This is a genomic window from Rhodopirellula sp. MGV, from assembly GCF_002251265.1.
Taxonomy (GTDB): Bacteria; Planctomycetota; Planctomycetia; order Pirellulales; family Pirellulaceae; genus Stieleria; species Stieleria baltica_A.
On the sequence record NZ_NPDI01000075.1, the window covers coordinates 163,426 to 177,589 of the forward strand.

Sequence of the window (14,164 nt, forward strand, 5' to 3'; positions counted from 1 at the left end):
ACGGCAGACCCTTTTTTCGATCCAAATCCCCGTTTTTTGGACGAAGTAGCATCGCTGGCCGCCCTCAAATTTCACCTCGTCAACGCTAACCTCCAACCGTGCAGGTCCAATGCCCTCCGACGATTCCTTTGCCGAATTACTGTCCGCCATCCAATCCAATTCGCAACGACACTTAGACGACTTGGTCGAATGGTTGCGAATCCCAAGCGTCAGCAGTGATAGTTCGAAAGTTGGCGAAGTCCATCGGGCAGGTCACTGGGTCTTGGAAAAATTCCAAGCCGCCGGGATCGAAGCACGGATGATCGAAACCGAGGGCCACCCGTTTGTCTTCGCCCAAACCCCCGCGGTCGAAGGTGCACCCGTTGTGCTGGTCTACGGGCACTATGACGTCCAACCTGCCGAACCGCTGGCCGACTGGATCACCGGCCCCTTCGAACCGACCATCCGCGACGGCAACCTCTACGCTCGCGGTGCCACCGACGACAAAGGCCAAGCTCTCACACACGTGCAAAGCGTTTGCGAGTGGCTGGCCAGCGGAAAATCCCTGCCGCTCCAAATCAAATTTCTGATCGAAGGCGAAGAAGAAGTCGGCAGCGCCAACCTGGAACGTCTGCTTCCCGAACTCGCTGACGAGCTGGCTTGCGATTGCGTCGTGATTAGTGACAGCGGCCAGTACGCCGACGGACAACCTGCAATTACCTACGGACTTCGCGGCATCGCGACCTACGAACTAAGTGTCAAAGGCCCCAGCCAAGACTTGCACAGCGGTTCGTTCGGCGGCGCGGTCATGAACCCAGCAATCGCCTTGTGCAAAATGCTGTCCTCTGTCGTTGATGCCGATGGCGTCATCCAAATCCCCGGCTACTACGATCGCGTCCAGCCACTGGCCGAAACCGAACGCGAGCAATGGAAACAGCTTCCCCAGACCGACGAAAAATTCGCCGCCGGAATCGGAGTCAAAGAACTGTTCGGCGAAAAAGGCTACACCACCGACGAACGCCGCTGGGCTCGACCGACATTTGATATCAATGGATTGACCAGTGGACACCAAGGCGAAGGTGTCAAAACGATCATCCCCGCTCTCGCCGGCGCGAAACTCAGCTTCCGATTGGTCCCCAACCAAGACCCCAAGGAACTGACTCAACAACTTCACGATCACTTCACAGCAAATACGCCTCCCGGTGTGACCTGGACGCTGGTCGAGGATCACGTCGCTCCTGGCATGCTAGCTAACTTCGACACACCGTTCGTCGAAGCCGCCAACGTCGCCATCGAAGCGGCCTTTGGCGCCCGTCCGGTGCTGATCCGAGAAGGCGGCTCGATCCCGATCGTGACACGTTTTCAAGAAGTCCTCGACTGTGATTGCCTATTGCTGGGCTGGGGATTGTCCGATGACAACGCACACAGTCCCAACGAAAAGTTCCGTGTCACCGATTTCCATCGCGGGATCGAAGCCTCCGCTAGGCTCTGGCACGAGATCGCAAAACGGGCACAATAACCGCCTGATCGCAAGACTTGGCCGCGCGCGTTCCCCTTCGTCGCGGGCCGCACCATCAATCGCTGACAACCGAATTCCTTCCCGACACCTGACTAGCAATGCTCGATCGCAAGTTCATCCTTCAAAACCCCGATTTGGTTCGTGACAACTGCCAAAAGCGTGGCGTGCCCTGCGACATCGACCAGATCGTGTCCCTCGAGTCGCAGCGGATGGAGCAACTGCAACTCGCCCAGGAACTGAACCGTCAGGCCAACGAAGTCAGCAAGTCCATCAAGAGCGCCAGCAACGACGAGCGGCCAGCGATCATCGAACGCGGCCGCGAACTGCGTCAACAAAAGGATACGGCACAATCGAAGTGCGACGAACTGGATGCCGCGATCAATGAAATCCAAAAACAGATCCCCAACCTGACGCACCCCGACGTGCCCGAAGGCGGCGAAGACGACGCCAACGAATTGTCGTTCGGTAAAACCGCCAAACCGCAGTTCGATTTCAAAGCCCTCGATCACCTGGAACTGGGCGAGAAGCACGACCTGTTCGACTTCGAAGGCGGTGCTCGCGTTGCCGGCGCAGGCTTCTACTTCTTGCGCAACGCTGCCGTCCGTTTGGACCTCGCGCTGCAACAGTTCGCCGTGTCGTTCCTGTCGGACAAAGGCTTCACGCCTGTGTCCACTCCCGACCTCGCGTTGACCGATGTCTTGCAAGGCACCGGGTTCAACCCACGTGGTCCCGAAACACAGATCTACAGCATCGAGAACACCGAGCTGAACTTGGTCGCGACGGCCGAGATCACACTCGGCGGCATGATGAGCGGCCAAACCGTCATGGATACGGAACTGCCGCTCAAGCTGTGCGGACTCAGCCACTGCTTCCGTACCGAAGCCGGTGCGGCTGGCCGCGCGTCCAAAGGCCTTTATCGCGTGCACCAATTCACCAAAGTCGAAATGTTCGCGTTCACGTTGCCTGAACAGAGCGACGCGATCCACGAAGAGATGCGTGGACTGGAATGCGAGATCTTCGACGCGCTGGAAGTCCCATACCGTGTGATCGACACCGCCAGCGGTGACCTCGGCGGCCCCGCGTATCGCAAGTACGACCTCGAAGCCTGGATGCCCGGCCGCGGCGAAGCGGGTGAATGGGGCGAAGTCACCAGCACCAGCAACTGCACCGATTACCAGTCACGCCGCTTGAACGTGCGTTACAAAACGGCTGGCGAAAAAGGCACGAACTTCGTTCATACCTTGAACGGCACCGCAATCGCAACGGGCCGCGCGATGATCGCCGTACTGGAAAACCACCAACGCGCCGATGGCTCCATCGCCGTCCCCAAAGTGCTGCAACCTTGGATGGGCTGCGAAGTCATCGAGTAGCCGCAGCGGTTATAATCGCGACTCTCCCACCTTCACCCCACACCCGATTTTCAACGATGCGTGTCACCTCGCTTTTGATTTGCCTTTTCGGTCTCACATCACTCGCGGCGGCTGACACGCCAACGTTTTCAGAAACGGACTGGCCCTGGTGGCGAGGCCAAACCCGTCAAGGCGTCGCCTTCGACACCAAAACGCCGCCGCTTCATTGGAGTGAAACGGAGAACGTCGTTTGGAAAACGCCGCTCCCCGGACGCGGCCACGGCGCGCCGATCTTGTTGGGTGATCGGGTTTACCTGATCACGGCCGACAAACAGCAACGCAAAGAACTGCTGCTCTGCTTGGATCGCGAAACCGGCAAACAGGTTTGGGAAACGGTCGTGCACGAAGGCGAGTTCTTTCGTGTTGACAGCCGCGAACCAAACCAAAAAGCGTCTTGGGCATCATCAACGCCTGCGACCGACGGCAAACGGATCTTCGTCAACTTCTATTGCGACAAGGCCGTTTACACGAGCGCCGTGACATTGGACGGCGAGATGGCTTGGCAAACCAAAGTCTGCGATTACCAGATTCACCAAGGCTTCGGTTCATCGCCAGCGATCTACGAAAACCTGGTGATCGCATCGGCTGATAACAAATCCGGTGGCAGCATCGTCGCGATGGATCGCGAGACTGGCGAAGTGGTCTGGCGTCGTGAACGTCCTCAACAACCAAACTACGCATCGCCAATCATTTTGAACGTTGCCGGAAAAGACCAGCTCTTCATGACCGGCTGTGATCTCGTCACCAGCTTGGACCCGATGACCGGCAAAACGAACTGGGAGATCGATGGCTCGACGACCGAGTGCGTGACATCGACCGTGACCGACGGCAAGCACATCTTCACGAGCGGCGGATACCCAAAGAACCATGTCGCCGCGGTCAACGCCGACGGTTCCGGCAAAGTCGAATGGGAAGTCAACACGCGTGACTACGTCCCGTCGATGCTGGAGAAGGACGGTTACCTCTACATGTCGCTGGATGCCGGAGTCGCAACCTGCGTCAATGCTGCCGACGGCGAAACGATGTGGAAGAGTCGCCTCGGCGGCGAATTCACCGCCTCACCCGTGTTGGTTGGCGATTTGATTTACGCGACGAACGAAGACAGCGAAACGTTTATCTTCAAAGCCACGCCCGAGGATTTCGAAAAGGTCGCGACGAACAAGTTAAGCGGCACCACCTTTTCAACGCCTGTCATCAGCGACGGCAAGCTCTATCTCCGCGTCGCCAAAGATGAAGCGGGCAAGAAGCAAGAATATTTGTATTGCATCGGTGAGTGATTGACGCGGACTCCTCCAAAGTCAACGTGTCTGCGGAGATCCAATTGCCAATTTGCAATGTTCATTTTGCAATTTGCAATCCCTGATCACTCGCTCGCGGTGCGACCCCGCGAAACAAGACACAGAAACATTCCATCGCCCCGGAGAGGCCGACGTCAACGAACCGACGACGGCCCCTCCGGGGCGAGTTCTTTGTGGGACAACAGAACTCGGGGCTTCCACCCCGAGCTATCAAAGACGGCCCCTCCGGGGCGATTGCGAAAGCGACAACCCCACGCAATCCCATGTCAAACGTGGAAGGTGATTCAGCCTCATTCAGACCGCCTCCATAGGGCGCAACGCACCTGCGACGGTTCCGAGCCGACCACACCGACACCGGAGAAGTCTGCGTCGGTAGCTCGGGGTGCAAACCCCGAGAAACAAGACACAAACACATTCCATCGCCCCGGAGGGGCCGACGTTAACGAACCAACGTCGGCCCTCCGGGGCGAATTTTCTGTGTGACAACAAGAACTCGGGGCTTCCACCCCGAGCTATCAAAGACGGCCCCTCCGGGGCGATTGCGATAACGACACCCCCACGCAATCTCCATATCAAACGTAGAAGGTGATGCAGTCTTATTTAGACCGCCTCCAGAAGCCGTATCGCTCTTGCGACGGTTCCGAGCCGCCCACACCGACTCCGGAGGAGTCCGCGTCAGTAGCTCGGGGTGCAAACCCCGAGAAACCCGACAAAGAAATTTTCTTTCGCCCCGGAGGGGCCGGCGTCGCAAACCGCGGGATAAACCAATCGACATTGCCGCCGCTCGAAAACCGACGCTTTCGCGTATCGGCTCAACGAATGGATCGAAATCGCGAACTGCTTTCGCAGCTCGCGACTCGCTGTCCTAGGATCAACTTTCTTCTGACTGATCCTTTTCCGGTTCCTTCGTTTCAACCTTCTCTGGAATCGCTGCAACTGGCGATGGTGTTGCCAAAGCAACTTCGGGGTGCGTGTCTTTGGCGAAACGACGCAGCACGACGTAGAACACAGGTGTGAAGAACAACCCGAACAACGTCACGCCCAACATCCCGCTGAACACGGCCGTTCCCAACGCCTGACGCATCTCTGCACCCGCTCCCGTTGCGATCACCAAGGGAATCACACCCAAGATGAACGAGAACGCGGTCATCAAAATTGGTCGCAATCGCAAACGACATGCTTCCACCGCGGCGGAGAATCGATCGAGCCCTTTGTCTTCTTCCGCTTTCGCGAACTCCACAATCAGAATCGCGTTCTTGCACGCCAAACCGACCAGAACGACAAACCCGATCTGCGTCAAGATGTTGTTGTCCATCCCACGGAAGTAGACTCCATAGATCGCACACAACAAACACATCGGAACGATCAGAATCACCGCCAACGGCAACAACCAGCTTTCGTACTGCGCCGCGAGTGCCAGGAACACAAACAACACGCACACCGGGAAGATGTAAAACGCGGTGTTCCCGGCTGCCTTTTGTTGGTACGCGATATCAGTCCATTCGTAACCAAACCCAGGCGGCAAGTTTTCCTCCGCGAGCTGCTCCATCCGCGCGATCGCTTGCCCGCTACTAAAACCCGGTGCGGTGTCGCCGTTGATGTCTGCGGCACCGAACAGGTTGTAGCGCACGACCCGGTCTGGTGCCGTCGTGCTGCGCATCGTCACCAACGATCCCAACGGAACGATCGATCCGTTGTTGCTGCGTGTACGCAGTTTGACCACATCACCTTCTTCGTCGCGGAACTGGTTATCCGCCTGGGCCGTCACGCGATACGTCCGTCCCAGGAAGTTAAAGTCGTTGATGTAGGCCGATCCCAAATAGATCTGCATCGCTTGGAACACATTGGCAAGCGGCACGTCCATCATGCGAACCTTTGTGCGGTCAATGTCGGCGTACAACTGCGGGGTTCCGGAGCTGTAGTTGGTAAAGACTTGCACCAAGCCAGGCTCTTTCTGCGCCGCGGCAACGAGCTTGTTGGTCGCTTCTTGAAGCGCCGCCAATCCCGCTCCCGACTTGTCCTGTACCTGCATTTTAAATCCGCCACCGGTTCCGATCCCGCGGACCGGAGGAGGCTGGATCGCGAACACAAGGGCTTCGTTGATCGAGCCGAGTTTCTGACGCAAGTCGTTCAATACCACGTCCATCGTTCGGCCACGTTTGGCACGTTCTTTGGCGTCTTCCAAGACAGGGAAAATCGCCGCCGCGTTGGAAGCGTTCGCCCGCGTCGCGCCGGAGAAACCGACAAACGAGACCGCATCGGCAACCCCGTCAACTTCCAAAGCCAGTTGCGTTACTCGGCGTGTCACTTCGTCGGTGCGATCCAAGTTCGCCCCCGGAGGGTTTTGGATCGCGATGATGACGTAGCCTTGATCTTGGGCCGGGATAAAACCGCCCGGCACCTGATTGAACCCGACATAGGTCAGGCCGAGCAAACCGCCATAAATCAACAGCATCACGAAGCTGACGCGGATGAGCCGTGACACAGTCCCGCCGTAGGCACTGCTAGCGACATCAAAGACACGATTGAAGATCCGAAACGGCCAACCGAAGACGCCATCGATCATGCGACCGATTTTATTCTTGGGTGCCGAGTGGGGACGCAACAGCAACGCACACATCGCGGGCGTCAGCGTGAGCGACACGAAGGTCGAGATCGCTGTCGACACGGCGATCGTGATCGCAAATTGTCGATAAAATTGGCCGCTGATTCCGGGCAAAAAACCGGTCGGCACAAAGACCGCGATCAATACCAAGGTCGTCGCGATCAGCGCCGAACCGACTTCGTCCATCGCTTTACGCGTCGCTTCGCGCGGCGTCATTCCTTCGGCGATCAAACGTTCGACATTCTCCACCACCACGATCGCGTCATCGACCACAACACCGATCGCAAGCACCAACCCAAACAGCGACAGATTGTTCAAACTGAACCCGATCGCGTGCATCAAGGCGAATGTCCCGATCAATGAAATCGGAATTGCGATGACAGGAATGATCGTCGAACGCCAGTTTTGCAAAAAGAGAAACACGGTCAGCACAACCAACAGGCCGGCTTGCCAAAGCGTTGTGAACACTTCGTCAATCGATTGCTCGACGAAAGCCGTCGGGTTGTAGATGACTTGATATTCGAGTCCCGGCGGGAAACTTTTGCTGAGCGTTTCCATCGTGCTGAGAATCCCTTCAGCAGTTTCGATCGCATTCGAACCGGGACGTTGGAACATCGCCAACGCCACCGCGTTTTTCTCTTTCAGGTAACTGCGTACCGAATAGTCGACCGCCCCGAGTTCTACCCGTGCGACATCGCTAAGCCGTACCAAACGTCCGCTTTCACCAGACTTCAGAATGATATTGCCGAATTCCTCGGCCGTCTGCAGTCGTCCTTGAGTGTTGACGTTGACTTGGAAAGCACCGACCGGATCGATCGGCTGTTGCCCGACCACACCCGCAGCGACTTGAATGTTCTGGCTGCGCATCGCTTCGACGGCGTCACCGGCGGTCATGTCCAGCGCCGCCAACCGGTCGACGTCCAGCCACACCCGCATGCTGTACTCGGTCGCACCAAAAACGTTGATGTCACCGACACCATCGAGTCGTGCGAGTGAGTCGCGAATTTGCAGGTAGGCGTAGTTACCGATGTAGAGTTGGTCACGTGAGTCATCGGGCGAAAACAGGTGAATCACCAACATCAAGTCCGGCGAACTTTTTCGTACCGTGACACCGATTTGGCGGACTTCCTGCGGCAACCTTGGCTCGGCGATCGAGACGCGGTTTTGGACCAAGACCTGTGCTTCATCGATGTCAGTGCCCAAGCCGAAGGTGACGGTGATCAGCAGCGTTCCGTCAGCCGTCGCTTGTGACTCCATGTAAAGCATGTCGTCGACGCCGTTGATCTCTTGTTCCAGCGGCGTCGCCACCGTCTTGGAGATCGTTTCGGCGGTCGCACCGGGATAACTTGCCCGTACCGTCACGGTGGGCAATGCGACCTCCGGGTATTGACCGACAGGAAGCTGGTAATATGCGATCCCGCCGATCAACACGATCAATGTCGAGAGGACGGTCGCGAAGATGGGGCGGTCAATAAAGAAGTGTGGAAATTTCACTGCACACGCTCCTTACCGGCCAATGGGAAACGCTCTTCCATCGCAATCGGCTCGGCATACATCGAGTTATTCGAGTGAACGCCGTACGGTGCTGGCGCCGGTCCACGCGTTAACCACTGGTCTTCGGGAACGGGTTTGTAATTGTCCGGCAGCGAGCTTTGTTTGGCCTCGATCGATTCGATTTTGGCGGCGACTTTCGCGCCTTCAAAAATCTTTTGCAGACCGCTGGTTACAACGGTTTCCGATCCATCCAAACCGGCCCTGACAATCCGTAGCCCGTGTGAAATCGGCCCCAGCTCGACCGTTTGACGATGCAAGGTGCTTTCCCCGTCAACAACGTAAACGTATTTTTCAGATTGGTCGCTGATGATTGCGGCATCGGGGACCATCACCGCGTCATAGCGACCACTGCCTGGCAAGCGAACCTTTGCAAACAAGCCTGGCGTCAAAAGCCCATCGTCGTTCGGCAGAATCGCCCGACCACGCATCGTCCCGGTGTTGGGATCGATCTGGTTGTCGACGAAGTCCATGTGGCCTTGGTGTGGATAACCTTGTTCGTCGATCAACGAAACAAAGACCGGGTTTTTGACGTTTCGCGAACTTTCCCGTTTGCCCGCTTTCGCCAATCGCACGTACTTCAAGAACTCTTGTTCGTTGGCGTCGAAGTAAATGTGGATCGGCGAAACAGAAACGATCGTGGTCAGCAGCGTTGACGTTTCGCTGCCACCGCTAATCAAGTTGCCTTCGGTGACGTTGCGACGACTGATCAAACCTGTGATCGGCGCCCGGACTTCGGTGTATTGCAGGTTCAGCTCGGCGAGCTGCAAGTTGGCTTTTGCCGTTTCGATGGCCGCCTCTGACGTTGCGATCGCTGCTTTCGAAGATTCGATCTTCGCGTTGGCGGCCTCGAACGATGCGGTCGCCTGCTGTGTTTCGCTGCGTCGGACGTCGACTTCTTCGTCCGAGATCGCCCGTTGTCTCGCGAGAGCCTGGGCGCGTTCCAAACGCGAGGTCGCGAGCGACAACTGCGCTTCCGCGTCAGCTTTTTCGGCTTCGGTTTGCCGTAAAACCGATTGTGCTTCCTTCAATCCCGCATTGGCCTCTTCTAAACGCGCTCTGGCGGCGTTGACTTCGGCACGAAAGGGTCGCGGATCGATGATCGCCAGTAGGTCGCCGGAGCTCACCATCTGGCCTTCTTCAAAATGTGTTGATTGCAAATATCCGCCAACACGTGAGCGGATCTCGACCGAGTTGATCGCATCAAAGCGTCCCGTGTATTCGTCCCACTCGACGATAGGCATCACAATCGGTTTCGAAGCCACAACGGGGGTGGCACCGGGAGTCGGGCCGGTGGGAGTGGCCTCACTGCCGCACCCAGCAACCACAGTCGCACTGGCAAGGATCAGAGCTAATCCAAATTTCATCTTTAATTTCACTCATAACAGAAGCGGTAACACTGGGGTTACCAAACTGTCTCACCGCGCTTACAAGTTGTGACAAAAGAATTGCACGACGCGAAACCGAATTCGCAGATGCGTTTTGACGGGCGTGAGACACTAGCTTTCGTAAAAGAAACCACAGCGACGCCGATCGACAACTAGGCGACAATCGACTCCGCTAACACGTAGCAGTCACAAGGATGGTCAAACACACCTCCATGCGATTGACTTGACCATGGCAACAGAATTGCGAGCGAGCACCAACAGGATTCTGAGTAGACTCAGCACCTGATGAGCCACTACGCGTCGCAAAGGTTCGCGGGGTGCCAACATTGACCGGTTTCCAACGAATCAATGTGCTGCTTGATCGCCCCAACCGATTCACTGGAGACCTCGAAATGTTTCGTTCGACTTTGAGCTTGCACTGCCTCTTTCTAGGAATCGTTTCTCTGACGGCCTGCGATGCAGCCACTGCGGCGACATACGATCCGCTTCTGATTAGCGAGACATCCGAGCCAATCGATTTCGAAGTGACGGACTCCAGTCGCAAACGTGAAATCCCACTGCGAGTCTACCTACCGAAGGAAACCAACCCGCAACCCGTCATTTTGCTCAGTCATGGCCTGGGGGGATCACGACGCGCGTGTGGCTATGCCGCCAAGCATTGGTCGGCCCGTGGTTACGTTGTCGTCGCGATGCAGCATGCCGGTAGCGACGAAGCGATTTGGAAAGACGAGCCGCTTCGAAATCGAATGGCCGCTCTAAAAAATGCGGCGACGGTGCGTCCGGCGCTCGACCGATTCGCCGACGTTCCATTTGTGCTTGACCAACTGGCTCAGCTAAATCAAACCGACTCTCGTTTCAAAAATCGACTCGACCTCGACAAGGTCGGGATGAGTGGTCACTCATTCGGAGCCGCGACCACCCAAGGCGTCAGCGGACAGAGCGCACCCGGCTTCGGTCAACGTTTCACCGACCGGCGGATCGACGCAGCTTTGATGTTTAGCCCCAATCGCCCGCGACGTGGTGATCCGAAGGCAGCGTTTGCGAAGGTTTCAATTCCTTGGATGATGATGACCGGCACCAAAGACACCTCACCGGTCAATGACACCACACCGGAAGACCGGCGGCAGGTTTACCCCGCACTTCCAAAGACGATCGATAAATACGAACTGGTGTTGCATGATGCAGAGCACTCCGCGTTCGGTGATGGCCGAGGAAAAGCATCCGATCGCAACCCAAATCACCATCGCTCGATCCTTGCTCTTTCAACCGCATTTTGGGATGCGAACCTAAAGGGCGATGCGGATGCGAAAGCATGGCTGGAAGGCCCAGAGGTAAAAGAGATCCTAGACGAGAAGGATCTCTGGCAGTTCAATCGTGCGGAGTAGTTCTGGCAGCGTGAGAATGGGTGGTGAACATTCCGGATCTTCGACAAGATCGACTACCGAAACGCTACTGTTGGTTGCGGATGTAGTGGACGCTTCGGATCTTTGACAAGATCCGCTACTGAAACGCTACTGTCGTTTGCGAATGTAGTTCACGACCTCTTGTGGCCTTGGGATGTCGTTGACGATGATTTCCATGTCGTCTTGACCGGCACTGGAGATCGCAATGTCACCGAAGGCAAAGATTCTCTCGAAGATGTTTTGGTCGAGCTTCACATTTCGCACGTCATCATGGCGTACTTCACTGGTGCTTCGACTGAAGATGCCTTGCTGGTAAACCAACCGCTCGTTGGTCAATGTCAACGATTGGAAGCGGCTTTCAACGTACCACTTCAACAGAAACATGCCGCAAACGACCAGCAGCACACTGCTGACCACCAACATCACCATTGGATCTAACCCAAGCAAAAGCTGCCCGGTCAAGCCTGCCACAACGCCCGCGATGGCGACGAGAACGCCGAGCGCACAAACGGTTGTCCCGACCAAGTGACGTCGGAAAACAACAGGATGAATGACCTGCTCGACCGCTTCGGTGTTGGCAACGTCTGCCGGTGACACAACAGGCGTGTCGCTGCGTCGCTCCAACTGATACTCGTCCGGCGAAACGGGCCATGCCTGCGGAGGTGTCACTTCAAATGGACGCTTGCACGATGGGCAGTCGATGGTTTCCCCAACGAAGTGTTCGTCGATCTCTACCGACGTCTTACACATTGGACATCGATAAAGCATCGTCGAAGTCGTCGTATTGGGATCTGTGACAGTGTCGGCTTGCATGATTTGTTTCTACGGGTGAATCAACCAGGGATACAAAAAGAGCAGAGGACACCACGTTGGGAACGATCTCGTTCCAATCGTGAAACCCTCTGGAAACCAGAACTCACCGCGTGGATTGCCGAGCCCGCGACCCTCTCACGGGACGCTGTGTTGCTCGGCAACCGATTGACGCAGTGATAAAATAACGGCAGCTTGCCGCCCGACTTAGTCGTCGATTTCTTCAAGGTTGTCAGCCTTCTGTTCGCCTTGCTCTTCGATCATGTCAGCTTTTTGCTCACCTTGTTCTTCGAGCATGTCAGCCTTGTTTTCGGCTCGGTCGCGAATCGCTTCAGCGCGATCTTCCGCATTGTCTTCAACGGGTGGCTTCGCAGAGCTGTACTGTTCTTCGAGGTTGTCGGCACGCTGCTCGGCAGCTTCGCGTGTGTTTTCAGCCATCTGCTGTGACGAATCACGCACGCCTTCGGCAGCAGCTTGGCTGTTGTCACGAACGGCGTCTGCTTGGTAGTCGGTTGGACTGTCATTGCAACCAACGAAAGAAGCGGCTGCCAACAACAAACTGAAAAGTCCTAGAGAAGATCGCATGACTGATTCCTTTTAGTGGGGAAGGTGTAAGGTTGTCCGAGACCTCGCCCCGAGGCAATTCGATGCCGCCGAGCGATGTCTCTGATAACACCAATACTTGGCAAACCCCGTGCCGATTGAACAAAGAAGACGTGAAGCAGAAGTGAATCGTCAGCGGTTTCTCCCCGCAACACCGCCTATTCACGTGATTTCTCCATTGCGATTCGTTGTGTCGGCTGCCTTCGTCGCGAGTTCTCGGCAACCGCGGAATCACACTCAATGCAGTGATGTTTGATCGAAAAAGAACCAAATCGCGTGCTAGCACCGAGCGAGTCTGAATGATTTTCGCGCTCTGGTCACTTAGAATGGCATTCCCGCCCGATTCCTCATCCATTCAAGCTACGCGAACCACTGCGTCCCCAGATGACACGATCCGATCGCTCGATCCCCGCCCTTGTATTCACAGCTGCCTTGACGCTTGCCCTATCGTCCACGTCGTTGGCAGATTCGCCCAGCCCCGACTCGATCGATCACGCAGTCCAGCCTTATGTTGATCGCGACGAATTGGCCGGAGCTGTCATGTTGATTGCTGACACTGACAACGTGCTTTATCGATCAGCGGTCGGTTTTGCCAACATCGAAGACCAGCAAGCGATGACGCCCGATTCGATGTTTTGGATCGCTTCGCAATCCAAGCCGATGACGGCGTCCGCGTTGATGATGTTGGTCGATGAAGGGAAGGTTGATGTCAACGATCCGGTAGAAAAGTACCTGCCAGAATTCAAAGGCCAAATGGTGCTGGTCGAACAAGATGACCAGCATCGCTTGTTGCAGAAACCGGTACACCCCATCACCGTTCACAACGTCTTGTCGCACACCAGCGGATTGCCGTTCCAATCCGCGATCGAAGTTCCCACGCTGGATCGATTGCCGCTTGCCGACCGTGTTTGCAGCTATGCGATCACGCCGCTGCAGTTTCAGCCCGATTCGAAATACCAATACAGCAACGCCGGAATCAACACGGCAGCTCGAATCATCGAAGTCGTCACCGGCAAACCGTTCGAAACATTTTTGCAAGAGCGATTGCTGCAGCCTCTTGAGATGAATGAAACCACCTTTTGGCCAAGCGAATCGCAAGCGGCACGAATTGCGACCTCGTATAAGCCTGGCAAAGGTGAACGCGGCCTGGAGGCAACGACGATCGGTCAATTGCAGTACCCACTGACGGATACAAAAGACCGTTATCCGATGCCAGCTGGCGGCCTGTTTTCGACCGCGAACGATTTGGCAAAGTTCTACCAAATGTTAGCTAACGGCGGCGTACTCAACGGACGTCGTGTGCTCTCCGAAAAAGCGGTTGCCGAGCTGACTCGCAAACAAACCGCACAAGACTTGCCAAGCGAATATGGATTCGGCTTCTCAACAGGTGGCAATCGCTTCGGTCACGGCGGCGCGTACTCCACCAACTCGTACTTCGACAAATCGAACGGCCTGATCTTTATCTGGCTGGTCCAGCATGCCGGATTTCCCGGTGAAGGCGGAAAAAGCCAGGACGCATTTCGAAATGCCGCCATCAACGTGTTTGCCAAGTGACCCAGCAGGTTGCAGCAGCAATCAACATGCTCATCCATTTCACAT

At 56.1% G+C, this 14,164-nt stretch carries 9 protein-coding genes; 5 read left to right on the plus strand and 4 right to left on the minus strand.

Translation table 11 applies throughout. From position 1 onward, the window contains the following. Positions 1-109 precede the first annotated feature (109 nt). From CGZ80_RS26545 to CGZ80_RS26555, 3 genes are all read left to right on the plus strand, one after another. Positions 110-1,498 (plus strand): dipeptidase, encoded by a 1,389-nt coding sequence (locus CGZ80_RS26545; protein WP_094418704.1) that lies wholly within the window; start codon positions 110-112, stop codon positions 1,496-1,498. Positions 1,499-1,596: 98 nt separating this feature from the next. Further along, positions 1,597-2,868: a serine--tRNA ligase gene (gene serS, locus CGZ80_RS26550; protein ID WP_094418705.1), complete on the plus strand. Its 1,272-nt coding sequence runs from the start codon at positions 1,597-1,599 to the stop codon at positions 2,866-2,868. Positions 2,869-2,924: 56 nt separating this feature from the next. Further along, a complete protein-coding gene (locus CGZ80_RS26555; RefSeq protein ID WP_094418706.1) occupies positions 2,925-4,184 on the plus strand; it encodes a PQQ-binding-like beta-propeller repeat protein in 1,260 nt (419 codons plus the stop codon). Positions 4,185-5,076: 892 nt separating this feature from the next. On the opposite strand, the gene CGZ80_RS26560 is transcribed toward CGZ80_RS26555, so the two are convergent. Continuing rightward, entirely contained in the window at positions 5,077-8,304 is a 3,228-nt protein-coding gene (locus CGZ80_RS26560; protein ID WP_094418707.1) for an efflux RND transporter permease subunit, read from the minus strand. Further along, the gene (locus CGZ80_RS26565; RefSeq protein WP_198953796.1) at positions 8,301-9,605 is read right to left on the minus strand and encodes an efflux RND transporter periplasmic adaptor subunit; all 1,305 of its coding nucleotides are present in this window, start codon (positions 9,603-9,605) and stop codon (positions 8,301-8,303) included. The genes CGZ80_RS26560 and CGZ80_RS26565 overlap by 4 nt, the downstream gene beginning before the upstream one ends. A gap of 536 nt (positions 9,606-10,141) precedes the next feature. On the opposite strand from CGZ80_RS26565, the gene CGZ80_RS26570 reads away from it, so the two are divergent. Beyond that, positions 10,142-11,134: an alpha/beta hydrolase family protein gene (locus tag CGZ80_RS26570; protein WP_143544178.1), complete on the plus strand. Its 993-nt coding sequence runs from the start codon at positions 10,142-10,144 to the stop codon at positions 11,132-11,134. Positions 11,135-11,260: 126 nt separating this feature from the next. Here CGZ80_RS26570 and CGZ80_RS26575 read toward each other — a convergent pair whose 3' ends face one another. Further along, entirely contained in the window at positions 11,261-11,965 is a 705-nt protein-coding gene (locus CGZ80_RS26575) for a PH domain-containing protein (protein ID WP_094418709.1), read from the minus strand. Positions 11,966-12,169: 204 nt separating this feature from the next. Continuing rightward, on the minus strand, positions 12,170-12,547 hold the full coding sequence (locus CGZ80_RS26580) for a hypothetical protein (RefSeq protein ID WP_094418710.1): 378 nt from the start codon (positions 12,545-12,547) through the stop codon (positions 12,170-12,172). Positions 12,548-12,949: 402 nt separating this feature from the next. On the opposite strand from CGZ80_RS26580, the gene CGZ80_RS26585 reads away from it, so the two are divergent. After that, positions 12,950-14,119 carry a serine hydrolase domain-containing protein gene (locus tag CGZ80_RS26585; protein WP_094418711.1) on the plus strand — a complete coding sequence of 390 codons (1,170 nt, stop codon included), beginning with the start codon at positions 12,950-12,952 and terminating at the stop codon, positions 14,117-14,119. The last annotated feature ends 45 nt before the right edge of the window (positions 14,120-14,164 follow it).